The organism is Paenibacillus sp. VCA1, from assembly GCF_031583795.1.
Lineage (GTDB): Bacteria > Bacillota > Bacilli > Paenibacillales > Paenibacillaceae > Paenibacillus_AQ > Paenibacillus_AQ albilobatus.
On the sequence record NZ_JAVLSX010000008.1, the window covers coordinates 293,531 to 319,510 of the forward strand.

Here is a 25,980-nt window from a genome sequence, read left to right on the forward strand (position 1 = left end):
GCAGATTTCATTGATAACGAACAAGGAACGGAGATATTCATGAATAAAACGAAAATTCTCATTATCGAAGACGAGGAGCCCATTGCCGATTTGCTTGCTTACGGACTGGCGATGGAAGGGTTCGAGACCCGCATTGCCGCCAGCGGTGCGAAGGGCATGAGCGAGCTTGCGGAATTTAGCCCCGATATGCTTCTCCTCGACTGGATGCTTCCGGACCAAAGCGGGCTGGACATCTGTAAAAAAGTGACCGCGAGCTATAATATTCCCATTTTAATGATTACGGCCAAATCCGATATAACCGACAAAGTGCTCGGTCTTGAATTCGGGGCCGACGACTACATTACGAAACCGTTTGATCTGCGCGAGGTCGTCGCCCGGATCCGCACCATACTCCGCCGGGTGGATCAAGCAGGCGCGGGCGAACGCGAGGCGGATGAGGAGAAGGAGAAGGTAATCCGGTTTCGGAATATCGAGATTGTAGCGGATGAACGGCTGGTTAAAAAGGACGGCATACCGATCGATTTGACCCCGAAGGAATTCGATCTTCTCATGACGCTGCTCGGGCATAAGGGCAAAATTTTCACCCGCTCGGAGCTGCTCGATTTCGTGTGGGGATATGATTTCGTCGGCGATACCCGTACGGTGGATACCCATATTCAACGGCTGCGCAAAAAGCTGGATGCGGGCGACCTGATTACGACCGTCTTCGGCATCGGATACAAATTCGAGAAACAGGTGGAGCAGCGATGATCCGGACGATCAGGGCCAAATTTATCGCCGGGTTTTTTCTCATCTTTTCCCTTTCATTTCTCGTGCTGAATCAGACGGTCAATGAAATCATCCGGACAAGCAATCAAAAAATCGTCACCTCGGATTTGGTCGGGATGAAAAATAACAGCAACGTCTATGTGCGCCAAGCCTTCCTGATCAACCATTTTACGAACGATAACATCTATTTCGGGCAAATGGCGGAGGAAATGGTGAATGATTTGAACCATGCGACCGGAAGCAGCGTCAGCGCCTACACGGTGGATGGCGTTTTGCTGTTTTCGTCCGATAAGACGGTTTTTGCCGGACGCGGTGACGACGACCTCAAGCAGGCCGTTGCAGGCAAGACCGCTTACAACATTAGCTACGGCCGCGATCAAGGCGCGGTCCTTTTTTCTTATCCGGTGGTCATTGACGGCACAAAGGTGGGCATTTTGCGTTTTGCGAAAGATTTTACCCTGCTTTATGAACAAAGCGGACGGATCTCGGACATCATTTTCTATATTGCACTGGCGATTTTTGCAGCAGCCTTCCTGTTTTCCTATATCTTGTCCAGACATATTACGATCCCGCTGGTGAAGCTGACCCGGGCTTCCACGGAAGTGAAAAACGGCAACCTGGACGTTCGCATCCGTTTTAAACGCAAAGACGAGATCGGCCGCCTGGCCGTTAACTTCAATGAGATGATCAACCGGATCAGCAGCCAGATTTCAACGATAGAAAAGGATCGCGACCGGCTGAAGGAGCTGAATGAGCAGGAGAAGCGGTTTTTCGATAATGTGACGCATGAACTGAAGACGCCGCTGACCTCTATCCTCGGGTATGCCGAAATGATCCGGGAAAAAGGGGAAGCCGACCGCGCGTTTTTCGAAAAAGGAATGAATCATATCGTGGAAGAAAGCAGGCGATTGCACGGCATGGTGCTCAAGCTGCTGGAAGTATCCCGCAGACCTTCGGACGACCGTGAATTGGAACAGGTGGATGCGGGCCAGATTTTGCAGGACGTTTGCGATTCGATGTCCTTCCGCGCCAAGCGTTATAAAAAGAGCATCGTCTGCCAGGCGGACGAACGCCTGTATGTCAACGGCCAACCGGACAGGCTGCGCCAACTGTTTATCAACCTCCTCGATAATGCGATCAAATACAGCTCTCCTCACGCGGAGATTTCCGCCAAGGCCGAGATGGACGCCGGACTCGTTCGCTTTAGTTTCGGCAATCCGGGCGAACCGATTCCGCCTGACCAACTGAAGAACCTGTTTCAGCCGTTCTATTCGGTGAGCCGTAATTTTAAGGAAGAAGGCAGCGTCGGCCTCGGTCTCAGCATCGCCAAATCGATCGTCGACGACCATGGAGGAAGCATTCGCCTGGTCAGCCAGGAAGGGCGTATCATGGTTGACGTGGAAATACCTTACTTCGAGAAGGAGGGATCATGATGGTGCGCAAACGATTTGCGATATTGTCCGCGTTATTGGCCATGATCGTTCTCTTATCCGGATGTGCAGGAGGGCAGAGATCGGAAACGATCATCATACCAAGCACCGAAGATGAACATGCTGCCGATTCAGGCAGCAAGCCCTTCCAGGTAAAAACCATATATCGCCTTCCGATTTCGGACGCAAAATACGATTCATTGCTTGGTTGGGCGGATTCCGAATCCGTTGTGGGTGTTTCTCAGGCCCGTGACTCCATGATGAACTTAACGCGGCTCTCGCCGCCATATGAACAATTCGAGGAGCTGCACAGTGTTGACGTTGATCCTTCGAATCTTGAACTGTCCCCAAACGGCGAATTTATCACCGGTTTCAAGAAGACGCAAGATGGCATCAAGGTGAAGCTGCTCTCGCTTTCCGACGGACAGGAAAAAAATATCGCTATCCTAAAGCCCCATCAGGAACAGCTCTTGACCATCCCCGCTTGGTCGGATAACGGCAAGTACATCTCTTATCTCGTCGACACCGGAACAGGGGACACCGATACCGAAAAGAGCGCCCCTAAAGCTTTGGTTATCCAAATGGCTGTGTATGACACGTTCACAGGGCAAGCCAAACTTTATCGACTAAAGGGCTTCCCGATGAAGGGCAGCGTCACCTCGGCAAAGATATCCGACGACGGGCAAAGCGTATTGATCGTGTGGACGAATAATGAACGGACCGTCAATATCGGCATGGGAGCGATAAACGGGGACGGCTTTCAGATCCAATACGAACATCAAGCGGGGAGCGATCAGGCTGCGTGGCTTAACAAAGATCAATTCGTTTTTCTCGGTACGGATGGTGCGTTATATGAATACGACCGGCGAAATGCGGCTCTTTCCGTCCTGTTGGAGAAGGTCATCGGCTTTCGGTTATCGCAGGACAGGAAGTATATCGCTTATTCACAGAAAAATAACGACAACGTCTCCATCTTTGCCGGCAAGCTTCAAGGATACAACGTCCTGTACAACGAATCGGTCTATCAGGGCGTCCTCCCGTCGAAGATGGATTGGAGTCCGCAAAACGACAGCCTTTTAGTTATTGGGCCAAAAATATATTCCGCAGTAATACAGACGAGTCCTGAGCCAAGTCCCGACACGCATAATCAGCCGTTTATTATTAAGTTTCAATAGTCACTTTGCATTAGGGACGCATTCAAAAAAAGATACTCTTATTTGCGGCAGACTGAACGAATGATCGTTCGGTCTGCCGTTTTTTTCAGATATTAGAATTTATATGTTTCGGAGACAATTTGTTCACAAGTAGGCGAAAGTTTGGTGACATCTTTCCTTTATATTTTGAAAAGCGGGTGATAAGCAGGATGGCTGGTCTTAAAAGCCAGGAAAGGGGAGTGAGGCGGAAAAATGGGGCGGAACCCAAATTTCAAAAATATAGGAGCGAGGAGTTCTTGCAGATGAGGAAAATCGGAGTAGGACTATGGATTACCTGTTTGATTGCAATCATTTTGACCGCCTGCAGCGGCGGTGGCCCTAACCGACAAACGTCGGAATCGGGAATCGGCAGCAAGGACGCGGCGGGGACAAACGACGGCGGTTCGGTTGCGGGTAAGGCCCAGAAGGATGATCCCGTTTCCGGCGGAAAAAAGACCATCGTTTATTCGATGTTTTTCCCGGATGATCGGTTTGAACAAGCTAAAAAGAAATACGAGCAGCTGCATCCGAACGTTGAGATTGACCTGCAGACGTTCTACACCGACGATGCTCACATAGAAGCGGATCATGAGAAATTCGTTCAAAACACGAATACGGCGATGCTGGCAGGGAAAGGCCCGGATCTGCTCCAATCCGCGGAATTTGTGAATATTCTGCCGACCGACAACTACGTGAAACATCGGCTGCTGGAGGATCTCGGAGATTGGATGGACAAGGATTCGACCTTCCGCAAGGAGGATTATTTCGGCAATATTCTGGACAACGTTCGAATCGGCAAAGGGCTTTACAGTGTCCCCCTCGGTTTTTTTCTGGAGGGATTTGCCGGGGATGAAAACGTCATAGCCCAAACCGGGGTTCCGATTAACGATAAAACCTGGTCATGGAATGACTTTATGAATACCGCGAAGCAGCTCACCGCTTCAAAAGGATCTCCTTCAGCGCTGCTGTTTGGCGGACCCGAGAACCTGTTGTCCGACATTGCGATGTCTAATTATGACTTGTTTGTAGACTCGGCGAGCCGTAAAGCCCATTTCGAATCGGCTGCCTTTACCGGTCTGATGAATCAGGTCAAGTCCATGTACGACAATCAAATCGTGAGCCAAGATATGCGGAATCCGGCTTATTTCTCAACCATCCAGATCAACTCTCCATGGGACTATCTCGTCATTTTAAGGGAACGCGGGGAACATATGAAGTTTTACATAAAGCCTCACGCCCAGGAAACGAACGCCGGCGGATATTTCAGGCCTTACGCAAGCATCTCCATGAACTCAAACTCCAAGGTAAAGGCGGAAGCGTGGGACTTCCTTAAATTCATGATGTCCGAAGAAATTCAAACGTCCTCCATGGTGGCAGGATTTCCGATTAACAAGAAAGCATACGCCAATCAGGTTAAGCAATTGAAGGCCAAAGGCACGGTTAAAACCTATAAGGAAGGCCCGCTCCATGGCATGGAAATCAAAGTCGATCAGGCCAAGCTGGATCAGCTTGAAGCCCTTGTAAACGGAGCCGTTCATCAGGTCGAGTACAAGTCGGATCAAGTGCGGGACATGATCGTTAACGAGTCCAGTGCCTTCTTCAGCGGACAGAAATCCGCAGATGATGTAGCCAAGCTCATCCAGAACAAAGTCACGACCTACCTGAATGAATAAGAGAAGCATAAAGAAATGGATGCGCAAAGACGGGATGAAGGCTTTATGGTTCTTGGCTCCCAGCCTGATCGGCTTTGCCTGTTTTTATATCATCCCATTCGCGATGGGGATATATGAATCGTTTACGGATGGTTCGCAAGGCGGCAGGTTCGTTGGCTTGGGTAACTACAAGGAAGTGCTAAACAGCAGCTCCTTCCGCAAAGCATCCGAGAACACGCTTTTGTTTACAGGAATCAGCGTACCGCTGCTGATCCTGCTGTCCCTGTTTCTGGCCATCCTGTTGAATCGGTCCGTGTACATGCGGGGCTGGCTCCGGACATCATTCATTTTGCCGCTGGTCGTGCCGGTGGCATCGGTCGTCATGTTCTGGCAAATTCTTTTCGACTGGAACGGAACGCTTAACGCATGGCTGCATCATTTTCACAAGGAAAGGATCGACTGGATGCAGTCGGACGGTTCAATGGCGATTATCGTCATGATGTACGTTTGGAAAAATGTCGGTTACAACGTCATTTTATTTCTGGCCGGCTTGCAGTCCATTCCGAAGGATTACTACGAGACGGCGCAAGTGGAGGGGGCGGGGCCGATCCGTCAGTGGTTCCATATTACGCTGGTATATTTGACGCCGACGATGTTTTTCGTCTTGCTCATGTCAATCATCAACTCGTTTAAGGTCTTTCGGGAAACATACCTGCTGGCGGGGGATTACCCTTATGACCGCATTTACATGCTGCAGCACTATATGAACAACATGTTCTATTCGCTGGACATCCAGAAGCTGGCCACGGCAGCTGCGCTCATGGTGGGCTGTATCGTGATCCTGGTCGGGGGCCTGCTTGCCGTTGAAAAGCGATTTCGGGAACTGTTGGAGTAACCGGGGAGGGACAACATGAAAAAAATACGGTGGTTTCCCAAACTGATGTTAACGCTGCTGTTGGGTATCGCTGCCGTCTTAATGCTTGCACCGATCCTCTTTACCATAACGAACTCATTCATGCAAGAGCAAGAGATAACGGCGAATTACGGTTTGATTGGACAGATGGTGGACGTGGCGAAAGGAGGCAAGGATGCCTTCATCAATTTGAAGCTGATCCCGGATTGGATCTCCTTTGGGCAATATGCCGAGGTACTGATGTTATCGACCCAATTTATGCGCATGTTTTGGAACTCCGTTATGCTGGTCGTTCCCATCGTGGTAGGTCAAACCGTGATCGCGTCATTGGCCGCTTACGCTTTTGCCAAGCTGCGGTTTCCGGGAAGGAACAAGCTGTTCATGGTTTATTTGATGACGATGCTGATGCCGTTTCAAGTCACCCTTGTCCCCAACTATGTCGTGATCGACAAGCTGGGGCTGATGAATCATGGGGCTTCGATCATTTTGCCCGGCATCTTCGGCGCCTTCGGCGTGTTCATGATGCGCCAATTCATGGCCCATATTCCCGGAGCTTATTCCGAAGCGGCAATGATGGACGGCGCAGGATCATGGCTGATTTACTGGCGCATCATATTGCCCCTCGCGAAGCCCGGCTTGGCCGCGCTGATCGTCCTGCTGTTCGTCGATTATTGGAATATGATCGAACAGCCGCTTATTTTTTTGCAGGACGCCTCCAAGCAGCCGTTATCGCTGTATCTCGCCCGGATCAACAAAGACGCGCTGGGCATCGGCTTCGCCGCTTCGGCGCTCTATATGGCTCCCATGGTTCTGCTGTTCCTGTATGCCGAGTCGTATTTTACCCGGGGCATCCAGTTATCCGGCATTAAAGGTTAGTTCTAGGAGTTGATTTGGCATTGGATGAGAACATATCCCAATCAAGAAAACGCAAAATCCGCCTGATCGCAGGCTTGTTTACAGGATTTCTTATACTGTTCACTTTTGCCGGCAATACGCTGCAGTCGCTCACGATGCCCAAGGTACTCACCGTAACGGTCAGCAAAGGGGCCGTGACTCATACCTATGAAGAAAGCGCTGAAGCGATCCCCGTGGAAGTGAGAGAGCTGTCCAACCCGGCTGGATGGAAGGTAAGCCGCATCCTTGTTACAAAAGGAGAGGCTGTGCGAAAGGGACAGGCGTTGATCCAATATGAAAGCAAGGATGTGCAGCAGCAGCTGGCGGACGAGAAGTCCTCAATGCGGAAGCTGGAATTGTCAATAGAGCAGCTCCAGTACAATGTGATGCAAGCGATGCAAGCCGAAGACGAGTCCACCAAGATTAGCGCCTCCGCAGCTCTTGAATCGGCTAAAGTCGATTTGACCGTGCAGCAGCGGCATATTCAAAATCTGCATGAACAGCTGACGGCCAATCAGCAGATTGCGGCTCCCTTCGACGGCATCATCATGGATGTCGGGGCAGTGGAAGGCTTTAGTTCCACCGGCAAACCGGATGTCGTGATCGCGAATGCAGCTAAAGGCTATAAAGCTGAGCTGCTTATGCCATCGGAGGTCGCTTCCTTGCTCGCCGTAGGCGAAACGCTGAAGGACATCACGCTTGTCGATCCGAAAGGAGAACATTCGCCGATCACCGGAATCGTCGAGAAGATCGGAGGAGCAGGCGGTTCAGCAGGCAGCACGATAAACGATTCTGCAGACAGCGGGCAAAACGTTTTAGGTGAAAAGGCTCCCTTTTCCATGAAGCAGGTCGCGATTCTGCTAAAAGACTCTTCCCTGCATGGAGGAGAGCAGCTGCGCGTGAACATCGCCAAGTCCACAAACGGCGACGCGATCCTTGTGCCGAAAGAGGCGATCCATAAAGACCAGGAGGGGACGTACGTGTTCATCCTTCAAGAAAAGACAGGACCGCTTGGCAACGCTTATCATGCCGTTCGCACGAACGTGAAGGTATCCGATTCGAACGATACGACATCGGCCGTGACCGAAGGACTGTTCGATGGACAGGAGGTCATCGTGGACAGCAACGACCTCATCATGGACGGTACGCGTGTCCATAAGTAATCAGCCTCTTCTTCCGACGGATGCAAGGCGGGGCTCCCATAGCGCATGAAAAAGGGGATGTCATGTTTGGATAAAATAGGACAACGACCGGAGGTATGGAAATGAGAAACGTCACAAAATTTTGCGGAATCTTGTTCAGCTTGCTGCTCATCAGCCAATATCCGCCGGCCGTTACCGAGGCGGCTTCCGGTACGCCGGGTATGGCGGTGGCAAGCAGCCTGGGTTCGATCGCGATCAGCTCCCGCATGAAAGTCACGCTGGAAGACGTGAACTTATGGCCGCAGGCCGGAGGCAACATACTGACGTATACGCTGAGCTACAAAAATACGGGGAGCGGCGGCGTCAGCCTGCTGAATTTTTTTTCGAAGGTCAAGACGCCCGGCGGCTCCCTGATCATGGGGCATCCGGTCAGCGCGGACGCGGCGAAAAAGACGATTCAACCCGAGGAAACGCTGCGGGTTACATATTATGCGAACCTGAAGCAAATCCAGTCGCTCAAAGGAATCACAATCCCGCTGTATGTTTGGGATGCCAATGCAAAGGGGTACCTGAAGCTGGCCGGAACGTTTGGGGTGCCTGCGGATGGCTCTAACGAGACCCCTTACGGCAAAAGCCTGAACACTATCTTGGACAATATGCCGGTGACGGCCCGGGGCGAATCGCTCGAGGTATTGAAGTACGGCGGGAAAACCTATGCAAAGGTCGGCTTTGCCTTGACGAACGGGGGAAAAAAGGTGCTGGAAGACCCGGGATACGCCGCGTATCTCGTATCGGGCGGAGGCAGCATGTTTAAGCTGGCTCTGGGTGCCACGACCGTGTACAAAGTGCAGCCCGGCGAAAAAAAGCTCATTTCGTACCTATGCGAAATCCCTCCGAATATCCCAACGGATCGCATGAAGCTTCAATTTACGCAAAAGGATGAAGCCCTGCAGCTGGAGTACGCGAAGTTTGCGTTTCAGCTCCCACCTGCGACAGTGCCGAATCTTACCGTGGGCCAAGGCACCGTCAAAAAAATGATGATCGATCAAAACAGCGTGGAAGCCCAACTCCAAAATGCCGGCGTCTCGGCGGAAAACGGGAAAGCCATATGGTCGATTCAATTCCGGTTGAAAAATAACGGGAACAAGCCGGTGACGCTCCCTTCGTATAACTTATACGTGAGAACCTCATCCGGAAAATCGTTTCCGGCCGATTCCAAAGGATTAAGCGGCCTCGCCTTAAAGCCGATGGAAGAGAAAATCATTCCGATTGGCGCGCAAATCCCGCTAGAGATAGAGCAGAGCGCGCTGCGCCTGGAACTGATCGAATCCGCCAGCAAGGAGCAGACCGGAGACGGGAATACGAAGGATACCCCGCAAACCGGGAATACCACCGGGGCGAGCGTCGGGGGGAAGATCAACCTGCCTATAGCCTATTTTGTCATTCCCTATCGCCCGCAAACCGACGCGCAAAAGGGGATAACGTATGCCGAGACCAACTCTTTCGGCGGGTTTAATTACACGCTGGAATCCTTGCGGCGTTTACCATGGAAGGACGAAGACATCCTGGCGGTCAAACTGAAGCTGACGAATACGCAATCGGGCGATCTGGAACTGCCGGCGTTGAAAGGATCGCTGAAGGCGGATTTGCTGGATCTTTCGTCCACGACGGAAATATGGATGGATCGGGAAGTTTCCGCCTTGCGTCCGGGGGAAAGCGCCGAGATGAACGTGCTTGCGCATATTCCGTATACCCAACCCTTCAAAACGCTGAAGGTCATCCTTTATGCGCTCGATAAGGAAGAAAAAATGCCGTTTTTGTCCTTGAGCACGCCGAACGTCATTACCGCGGCGGAGGCGGTGAAACCGGAAAAGGGCTTGGCGCTGTCCATAGCGGGCAAAAGCCTTCAACTTTTTGACAGTCAAACCAGCGTATATGAAGGATCTCACGCCAACATCGTATTCACGGAAATGCTGCTGGACAGCGGGGAGAAACGCCGCATCGAGTTTCCGCGGTTTTATGCCTATTACGAGACCGGGGACGGGGAAATATACGAGTCTGAAGCGGTTCAGCCGGAAAAACCGGCATCGCCGGGAGCAAGGCAGCAGGTCGCGTTTAGGGCAAAACTGCCGAACTCCGTGAATATATCGGATCTCAAGCTTGTACTTGGATCGGAAATAACCGGAAATCACCTGACCAAACCGGAGGAGGAGCCGACCGGATTTATCGAAACGGCTTCGCTCAAGCTTGAACCGGGGATGATCCGGCCAAAAACGAGCCTGACACAGCTCCCCGCATATCCGTACACCTTGTCGGTTCTGAATTTGAGCGGCAGCATGGCGGAAAAAAGCGAAACGGTGAACATCGCGATGAGTTACGATCTGCAGCGTGATGCCGCCAATGAAACCGGGGCATACGATCATAAGCTGATATTGCGAATAACGGATCCGAGCGGACAATCCCAAGAAAAGAACGTGAGCCTTGGAACGGATTTGAACGAAGGAGCACGGAACGCTTTTTCGGCAAGCTTCAGCAGCGGCAGGTACCGAAACTTGGGCGGGGGAGGTTGGAAGCTTACGTTGTACGACGAAATGCTGGGCGAACGGATCGAGCTGGGCAGCCAAAGCTTCTATGTGACGGAGGAGAAATCCCAGAGCGAATAATGCTTGCCGTTCGATGCTTGAAACGTAAGATGATGTGTGATGCAGGCAGCCAATCAGCCCTCCGTTCTAACATTTGCACCCCTTATGATCAAACAAAAAGACACCTTCGTGCAGAAGAAACTTGTATTTCCAACAAAATGGCCGCCACTCGAAAACAACTGGCCGTTCCTGCGTTTCCGGATCAGGAGTACAATGAAAGCGTTATGATTCCTCTTGACGAAGGAGAGCAGCCATGAAATTCGACCTGAGCATCGTGCCCTTCAGCCGGAGAGAGACATTTCTCGCGGTATCGCTCCTGCCTGAAGGAAAAAATAGACAAGAAGGCCTGTACCTCCGGACGGTACGGGGCGGGGACGACAAGTTCGGAGAAGCGTTCCGCATCGAATTGACGGATTCGATCGGCAAGCTGATCCCGTTCACGGCGGAAGCAACGCCGGAGGCGGTCAAACTTCAATCGCCCGCATCCGCCATCTACGCCGAAATGTGCATTTCGGACAGCCGCACGGTCCGTTTCCGTTCGATGGGCTGCGGCATCCGGCTGACCTTCATGCCGGCCGCCTACGATTACGCGTATGAAGTGAACGAAAACAGCTGGGAGATGAACAGCTTTACCCACGAATGCCGCTTCATGCTGACCCGGCTTGCCGGCGGGATGAAGATGGAAGTGCCGTGGGACAAAATCAAAAGCTCCCGCGTCGTCGCCGAGTTCGCCCCGGATCCGGTTACGAACAAAGCGGAGTTTGCCGTCGAGGAATTCCGGACGGTCTGGGAACCTCGTGACGTATGGGAGCCGTTTGACGAGGCGGTTCAATCGGCGAAAGCGGATTTTGCTTCCTGGCTGGAACGCAGCTTGTCCGTTCCCGACGCTTTCGCGGAGGGACGGGAGCTCGCCGCTTACATTACCTGGTCCTGCCTCGTTCCGGCGGAAGGGTGCCTGACGCGGCCGGCTATGTACATGTCGAAAAACTGGATGACGAACATATGGAGTTGGGATCACTGCTTTAACGCGATGGCGTTGGTACGGCATGATCCGAAGCTGGCCTGGGACCAGTTCATGATCTTTTTCGACCGGCAGGATGAAAGCGGGTTGATCCCCGACTTCGTCAACGACAAATACGAGCTGTGGAACTGCAACAAACCGCCGATTCACGGCTGGACGCTCGCCTGGATGATGCGGCGGACCGATTATATCCGGGAAACCCAGCTGCGCGAGGTATACGGTCCGTTGTCCAAATGGACGAAATGGTGGTTCCGGTACCGGGACGGGGACGGCGACGGCATTCCGCAGTATAACCATGGCAACGATTCGGGCTGGGACAACAGCACCGCGTTTAATAACGGGATTCCGGTGGAAAGCCCGGATTTGGCCGCTTTCCTGATCATTCAATCCGAGCTGCTCGCCGAAATCGCCGGCCTGCTCGGACTGACGGAAGAATCTTCGGCGTGGCGCCGTCTGGCGGAGGATACGCTCGATAAAATGATCGGCCATTTTTGGCGGGACGGAAAGTTCATCTCCTGCCGCTCGGGCACGCATGAGCCGTCCGACGGCGACAGCCTGCTGCTCTTTGTGCCGATCCTGCTCGGCAAACGGCTTCCCGAGCCTATCCGCGCCGCGCTGCTTGAGGGCTTGCGCGACGAAAGCCGGTTCCTGACGGCCAACGGCTGGGCGACCGAAAGCGTAAGCAGCCCGTATTATACGCCGGACGGGTATTGGCGCGGCCCGATTTGGGCGCCGTCGACGATGCTGCTGGTGGAAGGCGCCGCCGCAGCCGGCGATGCCGAGCTGGCCCGCGAAGTATCGCGCCGCTTCTGCAGCATGCTGAGCCGCAGCGGCATGGCGGAAAACTTCGACGCTTTAACCGGCGAAGGCCTCCGCGACAGAGCGTTTACCTGGACGTCGAGCGTATTCCTTATTTTGGGGCATGAATACGCAACTTAACGTAAGAAAACCGCACTTCTCCCGCTTTTTTTAAGCGCAAGGGGAAGTGCTTTTCCCGTTTGTCCGGCATGAAATGCCTTATGAAATTCACGTCAAATCCGCTTCAAATCGGCGTCAAATCCGCGTCAAAGCAAGTTTATCCGCAATTGGAAAAATGTAAGCGGTGCTATCTTGGACTTTATTTTGTCTGCTGCATGTTTGTCCATGCTAGAATGCTGTTATACGCTATATGCAGGCAAGGGGGGGAATCGTGATGAAAGCTCAGCGGCTTCGCCAGCTGTACCGCCGTCTCATGTCGGGATCGTACCGCAGCATCCGCACCAAACTGCTCGTCTGTTTTCTCATCGTGGCCCTGATTCCTTTGCTTTCGCTTGGCGCGGTATCGTATTACCAGTCGGCGAAAATGATCAATTCGCAGTTCGGCAAATACGGGGAAAATGCCGTGGCCCAGCTTGAGCAGCAGACCAATTCTTCATTGGGCCGCATGAAACAGACGAGCGAAACCATCTATTCTTATTTGCTGGACCCGGCACGAACCGGTTTGGGGAACCGGGTTCCCGTTACTTATAGCGAAATTATCGAAAAAAACGATTTTGAAGCGCTGCTGAAATCGCTCCGAACCGACCGGACGGCAGGCATTTATATCATTACGCCGTCGGGTTATTATTACGGGGAAAACAACCTGGACGTGGCTAAGCTGAACAACATCCCCGCATGGAGATCCAGGCCGGCTTCCTATCAAGGTACGTACTGGCTCGGTTTTTACAGGCAAAACCATGCCATGAGGGGCGAAGATACGAACCTCCCGGTATTGGGGCTTGCCGTGCCCATACATCACCCGAATGGGGCGCAGGACGGAAGCACGATCCTGATCGAGGAAAACGCCCAGGAACTGCTCCATATGTTCCGCTTGTTTGAGGAAGACACGAAGGCCCATTTGACGATCAAGTCTCCGGATGGAAAAATTATTTACGAGAGCGCTTCCAAGTTTACGCCGAAAAAAAGCGACGTCATATGGGACCGAACGCTGGCGGTGAACCAGTGGATCATCGAGGCGAGGCTGCCGGCCAAAGCGTTTTACAAATCGTCCGGAGTCATCCGGTCCAATACGGTTGTCGTAGCCGTCATTTCATGCGTGCTTGCCTTCGGGCTGGCTTATATTTTCTCTTCCCGGTTTACGGCCAGGATTCGGACGCTCAAGGATTCGATGCAGAAGGTCAGCTTCGGCAAACTGGACACCCGGCTGCCCGTCGAAGGCCGTGACGAGCTGGGGAGCCTCGACATGAGTTTTAACCGGATGGTAAGCGGCGTGCAGACGCTGATCGAGGAAGTGGAGCAAAGCGAACGGCTGAAAAAAGAGGCGGAGCTGCGGGCGTTCCATTACCAGATCAACCCTCATTTATTGTTCAACACGCTGAACTCGATTCAGTGGAAAGCCAGGCTTGAGGGGGCGGAGGAAATCCGCCAGATGCTTTACCATTTGACGATGGTGCTGGAGGGCAATCTTGATATTTCGCAGGAGCTTATCACGCTCGGCAGGGAGCTGCGCATGATCGAGCATTTTCTGAAAATTCAGGAGATCAGGTACGGCGAAGTTTTTCGCTACGAACTGGGCTGCGGGGAGTCGCTGAAACGGTATTTGATTCCGCGGATGACGCTGCAGCCGCTGTTTGAGAACATTTTTTTCCACGGGTTTACCGACGGGGTCGGCGTCATCCAGTTGGACGTCAAAGAGGTAAAAGACGAACTGCTGCTCACGCTGAAGGACGATGGCGCGGGCATTGCGCCGGAAAAGCTGGAGGGGCTGTTCAAGCCGAAGCCGGCAAGCCGCGGGCGCGGCGGGCTCGGCGTACAAAACGCGGATCAGAAGTTTAAGCTGCATTTCGGCCCGCAGTATGGGCTTACGGTACATTCGACGAAGGGCGAGGGCACGACGATCGTCATTCGTTGGCCGAAGAAGGAGGAATGTCAGGGTGGAAACGGCAAAGAAAATGAAGGTGTTGATCGCTGACGATGAGAGTATTGTACGCAAAGGCTTGCGTTCAACGGTCGATTGGGAGCGGTTCGGCATGGAGGTCGTTGCGGATGCGCCCAATGGGCTGAAGGCCTGGGAAGCATTTCTCGAATACCGTCCCGAAATCGTCATCACGGATATCGTCATGCCGGAGATGGACGGAATCGAATTGGCCCGTAAAGTCAAAGAAACGGCGCAGCGGACGAAAATCATTCTGCTCAGCTGCCATCGGGATTTTGAATACGCCCAGCAGGGCATACGCCTCGGGGCATCGGGGTATTTGCTGAAGACGGCGTTTGAGGATGAAGAGCTGGAGGAGATGCTGAAGCAGTTCCAACAGGAGCTTTCATCCCCGGCTTCAGCGGACGGCCTGGATAGCGGGCGGCTGGAAACGATGCTTTTCGCCTGGCTGAACGGGCATAACGACAAATTTCCGGCCGAGCTTGCCAGCCTGCGCAAGGGAGCTTGGCATTTTAACGGCGAGCCGCTGCATGTTTATTTGATTCGTACGGCGGATTGCGGCAAGTCCTGGGATGGGATGCTTTCCGATGCGGCTCGGGAAGAAGCGGGCATATGCGAAGGAACGCTTATTCCTTACGGCGAGGAATACTGCTATTGGGCGGTGCCCGAATCGCTGCGGGATGCCGCGGAGGGGCTGCTGGTCGCATGCAAAAGCCGATGCGTCAAGCTGCACTGGAGCCGAAAGGGATCGTTGACACATCCCGATGATTTGAAGGAAGCGTTCCAGTCGCTGCATAAGGAAGCGGAACTCGAGCGGATCTATGGCGTGTCCGGCGAAGATTGGCCCGAGCCGATCTGGAGGGCGGTCCACCTGCTGCACGCCAATCCGGCGGCGGATTGGTCGGCAAGCGATTTGGCCGAAAAGGTCGGACTCAGCCGCAGCCATTTTTCGATCCTGTTCAAGAAGGCGGTCGGGGACAGCTTCATCGCTTTTCAATACAAACGGAAGCTGCGGCTTGCCTCGGGGCTGCTGAGGGACACAAGCTTAACGATGCAGGAGATCGCCGAACGCACGGGGCTTGGGGACAGCAAATATTTCAGCAAATGGTTCAAGCGCTGCACTGGGCAAACGCCAAGCCATTACCGCGCCCAACAAAAAGGAGAGGCCCCTCGAACAGATTGACACCCGCCCGGCAACATTCGAACAAAAACGCAACAACATTCGAATAGATGCACGTTTTGAACCGCTTTCATAAGAGTTAAGATGAAAGCGGTTCAATTATTATACACCTCATTGACAGGGGAGCTGACAAGATGAAAAAGAGAATTTCACTCATTGTCCTTGCAACAACGGTGATGGTATCCGTCCTTTCCGCTTGCGGCGGCAGCGGCGGCAGCGCCGGAACGTCCAGCCAAGGCGAAGGCGGCTCGAAACAAACGAAGACGCTGCGGTTTGCAACCTGGGATACCGGGGATGCGCTTAAAATCGAGCAGGATATCGCCAAAAAATTCGAATCGGCGCATCCCGGCACGAAGGTGCAGGTCGAAGCGTACGCGGACGGATTCGACCAGAAGCTGGCCGCTGGCTTTGGGGCGGCAAACCCGCCGGACGTGATGTACATGTGGGACTTCCCGACGTACCATCAATCCCTTGAACCGCTGGACAGCTACGCCGACAAGGACCCCGACCTCAAAATAGATGATTTTTACAAAGGATTGTTCAACTACGGCAAAATCGGCGATACCCTCTACGGCATTCCGGCCGGTTTTACGACCCGCGTCGTTTATTACAACAAGAAGCTTTTTGACGCGGCAGGCGTTCCTTATCCGAAGGATGGTTGGACCTGGGCCGAATTCCAGGGCATCGCCCAAAAGCTCACCGACAAATCGAAAAGGCAGTACGGCTTCGGGGTACGCGCCGAAAACGACACGTATGACCTGCAGGGATTCGTCTGGAGCAACGGCAGCTCCTTCATTTCCCCGGACGGCAAATCGATCGACGGCTACATGAACAGCAAGGAAACCGCTGAAGCGATCCAAATGTTCGGAGACATGGTGAAAAACGGCTCCGCGGTGCTGACGGGCGGCAAAGGGCAGCAGAGCGGCGACGATATTTTCAAAGCCGGCAAAATCGCGATGTGGGAAAGCGGCATCTGGCCGCTGGAGTCGTTTAAACAGGCAGGAATCGACGTAGGCACGGTGGAAATGCCGGCCTTCCCGGGCAAACCGGTGAAAGGCGTGCTCGCCGAATCCGCGCTGTCCATCGCCAAAGATTCCAAGCAAAAGGATCTGGCTTGGGAGTTCGTCAAATTTTACGTATCCAACGATTCGATCAAAATGCGCGTGGCCGACCTGCCTGTCCGCCAAAGCGTCGTCACCGAGCTGAAGAAGGACCAGGACCCGCTTTACAAGCCTTTTTACACGATGCTTGAGCGTTCCAGCGATACGCCGGCATTCCTGCTGAATCCGAAATGGAACGAAGTGAACCGCCAGCTGTCGGCAGGGGTCGAAGCGGTGATGCACGGCGCGAACGCCCAGGAAGTGCTGAATCAGGCCGTGAAGGACAGCGAGCGGTATTTGAAATAAAAACTTAAACAACCTTTATAGAAAGAAGGTTAGGAGATGGCTCAGACCTACCTGCAAAACGCACGGGAACAGACAGCCGCCCTTAAGCCCTTGAGAAAACGCAGATGGGGTGGGGCTGCTCCCTACCTCTTCATTTTTCCTTGGATATTCGGATTCGTCGTTTTTACGCTCGGACCTTTGCTGTTTTCGCTGATCATTTCGTTTTTTGATTGGCCGATCGTCGGCAAAGTGACGTTTATCGGTCTCGATAATTACATCGAGATGTTTACGGACGACCCGATGTTTTGGAAGTCGTTGTTCGTCACTTTGAAATTCGCGGTTTTGTTCGTGCCGCTCAACATTATGATCGCGCTCGGGCTCGCCATGCTGCTGAACCAAAAGGTTCGGGGCAGCGCGATTTTCCGCACCGCCTTCTACCTGCCGTCCGTTATATCGGGCGTGGCGCTCGCCATGATCTGGTCCTGGGTCTACAGCGGGGATTACGGGATATTGAACTATTTTCTGTCGCTGTTTGGCATTCAGGGACCCGACTGGCTGAACGACACGAGATGGTCGCTGGTGGCGATGGTCGTGGCCAGCCTATGGGGCCAGGGCTCGATGATGCTGATTTTCCTGGCGGGGCTGAAGGGCATCCCGAAGGATCTGTACGAATCGGCTTCCATCGACGGAGCCGGGAAGATCCGCCAGTTTTTCAGCGTGACGGTTCCGATGATTACGCCGACGATTTTGTTCAATCTGATCACCTCCATTATCGCGGCGTTCCAGCAGCTGACCTTGGCTTTGCTCCTGACGGGGGGCGGGCCGCTGAAATCGACGTATTTTTACGCGATGTACATGTACGAAAATGCATTCAAATATTTCAAAATGGGCTATTCTGCCGCAAATGCCTGGTTCATGTTCCTGATCGTGCTGGTGCTGACGTTCCTTGTTTTCAAGTCGTCGGAAGCGTGGGTGTTTTATGAAGGTGAGATGAAAAAGAATTCGCGGCGGGATAAGCGGAAATCGAGAAAAGGGGTGCAGGCCGGATGAAAAAAGCGCTGACGTACCTGCTGCTGATCCTGTTTTCGCTCCTGTTTATCGCGCCATTGTTCTGGGCGGTGACGACGGCGCTCAAATCGCAACAGGAGCTGTACTTGTTCCCGCCCAAATGGATCCCTTCCGTCTGGAAGTTCAGCAATTTTGCCGAAGCATGGAACAGCCAGCCGTTTAACCTGTTTTTGAAAAACACGGTGTCCATCACCGTCTTGTCCACGCTCGGCCAGCTGATTTCCTGCACCCTTGTCGCTTACGGTTTCGCTCGTTTTCAGTTCAAGGGACGCGACATCCTGTTCCTGATCGTGCTGGCGACGATGATGATTCCGTGGGAAGTGACGATGATCCCGCAGTACATGGAATTCAACTATCTAGGCTGGATCAATACGCTGAAGCCGCTGATCGTGCCTTCGTGGTTCGGATCCGCTTATTATATCTTTTTGCTGCGGCAGTTTATTTTGACCCTGCCCAGGGAGCTGGACGAAGCCGCCACGATCGACGGCGCCAGCAAAGTGACGGTGCTGTTCCGGATCATCGTGCCGCTGATGTGGCCTTCGCTGATTCTGGTGGCGGTATTCCAGGTGATGAGCTGCTGGAACGACTACCTCGGGCCGCTCATTTTCCTGAACGATCAGACGAAATATACGCTGACGCTCGGTCTGTCCCAGTTTAAGGGAATGTACGGCGTCGACATGCAGTCGATTATGGCGATTACATGCCTGATCTCCATTCCGCCGCTGGCCATTTTCTTCTTCGCGCAGCGTTATATCGTGGGCGGAATCGCGACGACGGGCATCAAAGGATAGATCGCAGAGAAAGGAAGAGGACCATGAATGACATCATGCAAGAGCGGGATTGGGATAACCTTGGCGTGCTGGAGCGGAACCGCGTGAAAAGCCGGGCTTATTTCATCCCGTTCCCGGATCGGGAGGGCGCTTTGAGTTATGACCGGGGGAGTTCCCCATGGTTCAAATCGCTGAACGGGATATGGAAATTCGATTTTGCAGAGGGGCCGGAGCTGGCTCCGCGGCATTTTTACGAGCAGGAATTCGACGTTTCGGGATGGGACGATATCCGCGTGCCGGGCCACTGGCAGCTGCAGGGTTATGGGCATCCGCATTATACGGATCTGTATTACCCGTTTCCGGTCGATCCGCCGCATGTGCCGAACGATAATCCGACGGGGAGTTACGTAAGGGAGTTCGAGCTTCCTTCGCATTGGGACGGGCGGCATGTATCCATCAAGTTCGACGGCGTGGACAGCGCCTTCCATCTATGGCTGAACGGGGCGTTTGTCGGCTACAGCCAAGGCAGCCGCCTGACGTCGGAGTTCGACCTGACCCCGTATTTGAAATCCGGCGTGAACCGCTTGGCCGTTCGCGTGTACCAGTGGTCGGACGGCAGCTATCTCGAGGATCAGGATATGTGGTGGATGAGCGGCATTTTCCGGGACGTGTACCTGATTTCCGAACCTTCTTCCGTCCGTATCGCCGATTTCCGCGTGGTGACGGAGCTTGATGCGGAATTGGCGAATGCGGTGCTGTCGGTGCGCACGGACATCAATGGAGAGGACGCCGGAGGAAAAGTTCGGCTCCAGCTGTTGGATCGGACGGGGGCCGAGCTGCTTTCCGCCGAAAAAACATGGTCCGGGGAGGCGCATGCCGAGTTTAACCTGCCCGTCTCCAAACCGGTTTTATGGAACGCGGAATCGCCGTACTTGTACCATTTGATCCTGACCGTGCTTGATTCGCGGGGACAGGTAACCGAAACCGTCGCCCAGCGCGTCGGCTTCCGCCGCATCGAGGTGAAGGACGGCCAGTTTCTGGTGAACGGCAAGGCGATCCTGCTCAAAGGCGTCAACCGGCATGACCATCATCCGGATACGGGCCGGACGGTGACGTTGTCAACGATGCTGGAAGACATCAAGCTGATGAAGCGGCATAACATCAACGCCGTCCGTACGGCGCATTATCCGAATGACCCGCGCTTTTACGATTTATGCGACGAATACGGGCTGTACGTGATGGAAGAAACGGATCTCGAAACGCATGGCTTCGAGCCGCTTGGAAACATTTCACGCCTTAGCGACGATCCGGCTTGGAAGGAAGCTTACGTGGACCGGGTGCGTCGCATGGTGGAACGCGACAAAAACCATCCGTCCGTCATCTTCTGGTCGCTGGGCAACGAATCGGGCTTCGGCTGCAACTTCCGCGCGATGTCCGCATGGTGCAAGGAACATGACCCGACCCGCCTCGTGCATTACGAGGAAGACCGGGAAGCGGAGGTATGCGACGTCGTCAGCACGATGTATTCTTCCGTGGAGAAAATGGAAGGGTTCGGCCAAATGGAGGACCATCCGAAGCCGCATATTTTATGCGAATTCGCCCACGCGATGGGCAACGGCCCCGGCGGGCTGCGCGCGTACTTCGACGTTTTCGACAAGTACCGGCGCCTGCAGGGCGGTTTCGTCTGGGAATGGATCGACCACGGCCTCAGCCGCAGGACGGCGGACGGCAAGGCCGATTACGCTTACGGCGGCGATTACGGCGATGTGCCGAACAACGGCAATTTCGTCATCGACGGGCTCATCCGCCCGGACCGGACGCCGTCGCCGGGACTGATCGAGTACAAGAAAATCATCGAACCTGTCCGGGTCGACTTGATCGAGGCAGGCCGCATCCGTATCACGAACCGGTACGATTTTATCGGCCTGGATCATTTGCAGGCGCATTACAGCGTCACGGCTGATGGCCGTACGCTGCAAAGCGGCGTGCTTGCGCTTCCGCAGGTCGCTCCCGGGGAGAGCTGCGAGGTGGAGGTTCCGCTGCGGGATGTTCAGACGCAGACCGTGGCCGAACCCGATGCCGAACGTTGGCTGAACATCGGCTTCACGCTGGCCGCAGACTGTGATTGGGCTCCCCAAGGCCACGAGGTGGCCTGGGCGCAGTTTGCGCTGCCTGCCGCCGCGCCCGCCGAACCGAAGGCTGCGGCCGCATCCGCCGAATCCTTATCGGCTAGCGAAGAGGGACGAATGCTTACGATAGGGAACGACGCGTTCCGGATGACCTTTGACCGGCTGAAGGCGGGCATCGATTCGTTGAAGTTCGGCGGCAAGGAGCTGATTCGGCGCGGTCCGCGCCTGAACTTCTGGCGGGCGCCGATCGACAACGACATGTACGTGCTCGCGGATTGGCGCAAAGCCCATCTCGACCGGCTGTCGGAACGGATCGACGGCTTCTGCTGGGAGCGGCTGGACGATAGCAAGGTACGGGTAACCTGGAATTCGCGTATTGCGCCGCCGGTTCATGATTGGGGTTTCCGCTGCGCGGTTTCTTATACGGTGAGCGGCAGCGGGCTGGTCGTCATCGACGTGAACGGGACGCCGGAAGGAACGCCGCCTTCCATGCTGCCGAAGATCGGCCTGCAGCTCGAAATTCCGGGCGACATGGAGCATGTCCGGTGGTACGGCCGCGGGCCGGGGGAAAGCTACTCGGACAGCAAGGAAGCGGGAAAGTTCGGCGTCTACCGGAATACGGTCGACGGCTTGTTTACGCCGTACGTGTATCCGCAGGAGAACGGCAACCGGACGGACGTCCGCTGGGTGTCCATCGCGGACGAATCGGGCATCGGCCTGCTTGCGGCCGGCGCGCCGGTGATTGAATTCAGCGCAAGACGGTATAGCGACTCCGACCTGGAAGCGGCACAGCATATGAGCGATCTGGTGCCGCGGGAGTTTATCACCCTGAATCTGGATTACCGCCAAAACGGCCTTGGCAGCAACAGCTGCGGACCGGCGCAATCGCCGGAGCATGCGGTCAAGCCGGAGCCATTCCGGTTCCGCATCCTGCTGCAGGCGTATATGGCCGAAGATTGCGCGCCGGAACGCTTGAGCCGGAGCATGGCGGCCGAAGCGAACAACATGAAGCAAGAGGAGGAGAACGATGCTTAAATCACAGGACGTATTGAATTTGTCGGGCAAGGTGGCAGTCGTGACGGGAGGCGCTTCGGGGATTGGCCTCGCCACCGCCGAACTTCTTGCCGAGTTTGGAGCGCATGCGGCGTTGATCGACATTAACGAAGCGGCAGGGGAAAAAGCGGCGGCGGCAATCCGCGAAAAAGGGGGACGGGCCAGCTTCCATCGCTGCAACGTCACCTCGGCCGCGGATTGCGAACGCGTTGCCGATGAGATCGCTTCTACGCTTGGAGGCATCCACATCCTGTTTAACAACGCGGGCGTCATTCGCCGCAAAACGGTGACCGAGCTCGAGGAACAAGATTGGGACCTGGTGCTGGACGTTTCGCTGAAAGGCGTATACCTGCTTTCCAAATTTATCATTCCGATCATGGAAAAAGGCGGAGGAGGCAGCATCATTAATACCGGCTCCGGCTGGGGGCTGAAAGGCGGGGACCGGGCCGCGGCTTACTGCGCGGCCAAGGCCGGGGTCGTCAATCTGACCAAAGCGATGGCCATCGACCACGGCCCGGCGAACATCCGCGTCAACTGCGTGTCGCCGGGCGACACCGACACGCCGCTCCTTCGCGACGAGGCGAAGCAGCTGCAGCAGGACGAGGCGGCATTCCTCGTCGCCTCCGCCGGCGGGCGGCCGCTGGAACGGCTTGGCACCCCGCGCGATATCGCGAATGCCGTATTGTTCCTGGCCAGCGACCTCTCTTCCTGGGTGACGGGCAGCGTGCTTGTCGTCGACGGAGGCGGCATTGCTTAGGACGGATCTTTGTTTTGCTTTTCCAACACGAACGGAGGCGATCAATTTGGCTGAAAGAACTTTTGCCCATCCTTATATTCCGAATACCGTTCCGGAGGTCCGGGACGCCATGCTGAAGGAAATCGGCCTGTCATCCATGGATCAGCTCCATGACGCTATTCCGGACGGCCTGAAGCTGAAGCGGGAGATGAACCTGCCGCCGGCGATGAACGAATACGAGCTGCGCCGCCATATCGAAGGCCTGCTGGCCCAAAACAAGCACGGCGCGGATTACCTCAATTTCCTCGGAGCCGGCTGCTGGCAGCACTTCATTCCGGCCGTATGCGACGAGATCAACCAGCGTTCCGAATTCGTGACCGCTTATGCCGGCGAGCCATACGAAGACCATGGGCGTTTTCAGGCGTTGTTCGAATATCAGAGCCTCGTCGCCGAACTCGTCGACATGGATGTCGTCAACGTCCCGACTTTCGATTGGGCGCAAGCGGCTTCCACCGCCATCCGGATGGCCGGCCGTATGACGGGCCGCAAGAAGGCGCTGCTTCCGCGTTCCGTCGATCCCGATAAAGCCGCGATCATTTGCAATTACTGCATGCCGGTCATGGAAATCGAATACGTGGAGATCGATCCGGTTACGGGGAAAATGGATCTGAGCGACCTGCAAGGGAAACTCGGCGCCGACGTTGCCGCCGTCTATTTCGAAAACCCGGGGTATCTCGGCATCATCGAGGACCGAGGGGCGGAAATTTCGAAGCTCGCCCATGACGCCGGCGCCGTATCGATTGTCGGCGTCGACCCGATCTCCCTTGGCGTTCTGGAGGCGCCGTCCCGTTACGGCGCGGACATCGTCTGCGGGGATCTGCAGCCGCTTGGCATGCATATGAATTACGGCGGTGGCCAGGCAGGTTTCATCGCGACGCGCGATGAAGAGAAATTCGTCATGGAATATCCTTCCCGCTTGTTCGGCATCGTGCCGACCGAGGTGGAGGGCGAATACGGCTTCGGGGATGTCGCCTACGAGCGCACGTCCTTTGCCCTCCGTGAGAAGGGCAAAGAATCCGTAGGCACCCAAACCGCCTTGTGGGGGATCACGGCAGGCGTATATTTGGCGCTGCTCGGGCCGCACGGCATGCGTGAGGTCGGCAGCACCATCATCCAGAAATCGCATTATGCCGCGAAGAAGCTGGCGGAGATTCCGGGCGTCTCCCTTCGCTTTGAAGGCGCCTTTTTCAAGGAATTCGTCGTCGACTTTAACGCCACGGGCCTGACCGTTGCCGAGATCAACCGCCGCTTGATGGAGGAAGGGATTTTCGGCGGCAAGGATTTGTCCGCGGGGTATCCGGCGTGGGGGCAATGCGCGCTCTACTGCGTGACGGAAATCCATACGCAGTCCGACCTGGACCGCCTTGCGGCCGCGATCCGCGCAATTGTCGGCACAGGCATCGCCTATTAGAACCTAAGAGGGGGAAGAGACGCCATGAAACGGATTAAGAGAGACCATAAGGTTCGTCAGTTCCACCAGGCCAAATGGGATGAACCGGTTATTTTTGAACTTCACCGTCCAGGGGAGCGGGGCGTCATCCCGCCGGGCACCGAAGCCGCCGTAGCGGCCGCCGTCGGCAGCGCCGAGGACAGCATTCCCGCCTCCATGCGGCGCACCTCGGCACCCGCGCTCCCGGAGATCGGGCAGGCCAAAGTGCTCCGCCATTACTTGAGATTGTCCCAGGAAACGCTGGGATCGGATCTGAACGTCGAAATCGGGCAGGGGACCTGCACGATGAAATACATTCCGCGCATCAATGAAATGTTGATCCGCAACCCGCGTTTAACGGAGCTGCATCCGCTGCAGGACGCCGGCACCGTGCAGGGCATGCTTGAAATCTATCATCGACTCGATCTTGCGATGCGCGAGATTTCCGGCATGGACGCTTTTTCATTCCAGCCGAGCAGCGGCACCCAAGCATTGCTGGCCATGGCTTCCATCGTTCGCGCTTATCATGATTCCCGCGGCGAAGGCGATCAGCGGGACGAAATCATTACGACTATTTTCTCGCATCCGTCCCAGGCGGCGACCGCTGCGGTCAAAGGCTACAAGATCATTACGCTGCATCCGGACGAAGACGGCTTCCCGGATCTTGAAAAACTGAAAAACGCCGTCTCTGAACGGACTGCCGGATTTGTCGTCGCGAACCCGGAAGACACGGGCATTTACAATCACCGCATCCGGGAATTTACGGACGTGGTGCATGCCGCCGGCGGCGTATGCTACTACGACCAAGCCAACGCCAACGGCTTGCTCGGCATCACCCGGGCGAAGGAAGCGGGCTTTGATATGTGCTTTTTCAACCTGCACAAAACCTTCGCCGCCCCGCATATGTGCGGAGGACCGGCGACGGGCGCGCTCGGCGTGATCGAAGAATTGAAGCCGTTCCTGCCGGGGCCGCTTGTGGAACGCGAAGAAGGCGGACGTTACGTGCTGAAGGATCAGGGCGAACTCAGCATCGGCAAGGTGCGCAGCTTCCACGGCGTCGCCCAAACCGTGCTGCGGGCATACGCCTGGATTCTGAGCCTTGGCGCCGAGGGCTTGAAGGACGTGGCCCAGGTCGCCGTGCTGAACAACAATTATTTGTACCATAAAATTTTGCAAATCCGCGGCGCAAGCGCTCCGTACATCAAGGGACGCCGCCTCGAGCAGGTGCGCTACAGCTGGAAGCAGCTGACCGACGAAACCGGCGTCACAACCGAGGACATTACGCGCCGGATGTGTGATTTCGGGCTGCATTACTGGACCTCCCATCATCCGTACATCGTGCCGCAGCCGTTTACGCTCGAGCCGACCGAGTCTTATTCCAAGGAAGACCTTGACGAATACATTCAGGCGCTGGAGCATATTTCGAATGAAGCCTATACGAATCCGGAGATCGTCAAGACGGCTCCGCATAACAGCACCGTTCACCGCAATGACGAATCGTCCCTGGACGATCCGAAGCAGTGGTGCATTACGTGGCGCGCTTATTTGAAAAAAACCGGGGTGAAACCGCAGGAGCAAAAAGAGCCCGTATGACCACTGTT

General features: G+C 54.9%; 18 protein-coding genes. All 18 read left to right on the forward strand.

The window, feature by feature from the left end; all coding sequences use genetic code 11:
* Nucleotides 1-39: 39 nt before the first annotated feature.
* Nucleotides 40-750 (forward strand): response regulator transcription factor, encoded by a 711-nt coding sequence (locus RJP21_RS19815; protein WP_160045170.1) that lies wholly within the window; start codon nucleotides 40-42, stop codon nucleotides 748-750.
* Nucleotides 747-2,201, forward strand: a complete 1,455-nt coding sequence (locus RJP21_RS19820) for a sensor histidine kinase (protein ID WP_310860841.1) — start codon at nucleotides 747-749, stop codon at nucleotides 2,199-2,201. Before RJP21_RS19815 ends, RJP21_RS19820 begins: the two co-directional genes overlap by 4 nt.
* Complete coding sequence (locus RJP21_RS19825; protein WP_310860842.1) at nucleotides 2,198-3,373, forward strand: hypothetical protein; 1,176 nt, start codon at nucleotides 2,198-2,200, stop codon at nucleotides 3,371-3,373. Before RJP21_RS19820 ends, RJP21_RS19825 begins: the two co-directional genes overlap by 4 nt.
* A gap of 281 nt (nucleotides 3,374-3,654) precedes the next feature.
* Nucleotides 3,655-5,064, forward strand: a complete 1,410-nt coding sequence (locus RJP21_RS19830; protein WP_310860843.1) for an ABC transporter substrate-binding protein — start codon at nucleotides 3,655-3,657, stop codon at nucleotides 5,062-5,064.
* Nucleotides 5,065-5,098: 34 nt separating this feature from the next.
* Complete coding sequence (locus tag RJP21_RS19835) at nucleotides 5,099-5,938, forward strand: carbohydrate ABC transporter permease (RefSeq protein ID WP_310860844.1); 840 nt, start codon at nucleotides 5,099-5,101, stop codon at nucleotides 5,936-5,938.
* 15 nt (nucleotides 5,939-5,953) lie between these two features.
* Complete coding sequence (locus RJP21_RS19840) at nucleotides 5,954-6,832, forward strand: carbohydrate ABC transporter permease (protein WP_310860845.1); 879 nt, start codon at nucleotides 5,954-5,956, stop codon at nucleotides 6,830-6,832.
* Nucleotides 6,833-6,852: 20 nt separating this feature from the next.
* Nucleotides 6,853-8,013: an efflux RND transporter periplasmic adaptor subunit gene (locus RJP21_RS19845; RefSeq protein WP_310860846.1), complete on the forward strand. Its 1,161-nt coding sequence runs from the start codon at nucleotides 6,853-6,855 to the stop codon at nucleotides 8,011-8,013.
* A 101-nt stretch (nucleotides 8,014-8,114) separates the two neighbouring features.
* Nucleotides 8,115-10,655, forward strand: a complete 2,541-nt coding sequence (locus tag RJP21_RS19850; protein WP_310860847.1) for a hypothetical protein — start codon at nucleotides 8,115-8,117, stop codon at nucleotides 10,653-10,655.
* Between the two features lie 232 nt (nucleotides 10,656-10,887).
* Entirely contained in the window at nucleotides 10,888-12,594 is a 1,707-nt protein-coding gene (locus RJP21_RS19855) for an amylo-alpha-1,6-glucosidase (protein WP_310860848.1), read from the forward strand.
* A gap of 253 nt (nucleotides 12,595-12,847) precedes the next feature.
* The gene (locus tag RJP21_RS19860; protein ID WP_310860883.1) at nucleotides 12,848-14,605 is read left to right on the forward strand and encodes a cache domain-containing sensor histidine kinase; all 1,758 of its coding nucleotides are present in this window, start codon (nucleotides 12,848-12,850) and stop codon (nucleotides 14,603-14,605) included.
* Entirely contained in the window at nucleotides 14,586-15,752 is a 1,167-nt protein-coding gene (locus RJP21_RS19865; protein ID WP_483874797.1) for a response regulator, read from the forward strand. The genes RJP21_RS19860 and RJP21_RS19865 overlap by 20 nt, the downstream gene beginning before the upstream one ends.
* 131 nt (nucleotides 15,753-15,883) lie before the next feature.
* Complete coding sequence (locus RJP21_RS19870) at nucleotides 15,884-17,155, forward strand: ABC transporter substrate-binding protein (protein ID WP_310860850.1); 1,272 nt, start codon at nucleotides 15,884-15,886, stop codon at nucleotides 17,153-17,155.
* Nucleotides 17,156-17,191: 36 nt separating this feature from the next.
* Complete coding sequence (locus tag RJP21_RS19875) at nucleotides 17,192-18,184, forward strand: carbohydrate ABC transporter permease (protein WP_310860851.1); 993 nt, start codon at nucleotides 17,192-17,194, stop codon at nucleotides 18,182-18,184.
* A complete protein-coding gene (locus tag RJP21_RS19880; RefSeq protein ID WP_160045159.1) occupies nucleotides 18,181-18,993 on the forward strand; it encodes a carbohydrate ABC transporter permease in 813 nt (270 codons plus the stop codon). The genes RJP21_RS19875 and RJP21_RS19880 overlap by 4 nt, the downstream gene beginning before the upstream one ends.
* 23 nt (nucleotides 18,994-19,016) lie before the next feature.
* Nucleotides 19,017-22,136: a beta-galactosidase subunit alpha gene (gene ebgA, locus RJP21_RS19885; RefSeq protein WP_310860852.1), complete on the forward strand. Its 3,120-nt coding sequence runs from the start codon at nucleotides 19,017-19,019 to the stop codon at nucleotides 22,134-22,136.
* Nucleotides 22,129-22,911 (forward strand): SDR family NAD(P)-dependent oxidoreductase, encoded by a 783-nt coding sequence (locus RJP21_RS19890; RefSeq protein ID WP_310860853.1) that lies wholly within the window; start codon nucleotides 22,129-22,131, stop codon nucleotides 22,909-22,911. The genes ebgA and RJP21_RS19890 overlap by 8 nt, the downstream gene beginning before the upstream one ends.
* A 46-nt stretch (nucleotides 22,912-22,957) precedes the next feature.
* Nucleotides 22,958-24,361: an aminomethyl-transferring glycine dehydrogenase subunit GcvPA gene (gene gcvPA, locus RJP21_RS19895; RefSeq protein WP_310860854.1), complete on the forward strand. Its 1,404-nt coding sequence runs from the start codon at nucleotides 22,958-22,960 to the stop codon at nucleotides 24,359-24,361.
* A gap of 24 nt (nucleotides 24,362-24,385) precedes the next feature.
* Complete coding sequence (gene gcvPB, locus RJP21_RS19900; RefSeq protein WP_310860855.1) at nucleotides 24,386-25,972, forward strand: aminomethyl-transferring glycine dehydrogenase subunit GcvPB; 1,587 nt, start codon at nucleotides 24,386-24,388, stop codon at nucleotides 25,970-25,972.
* The last annotated feature ends 8 nt before the right edge of the window (nucleotides 25,973-25,980 follow it).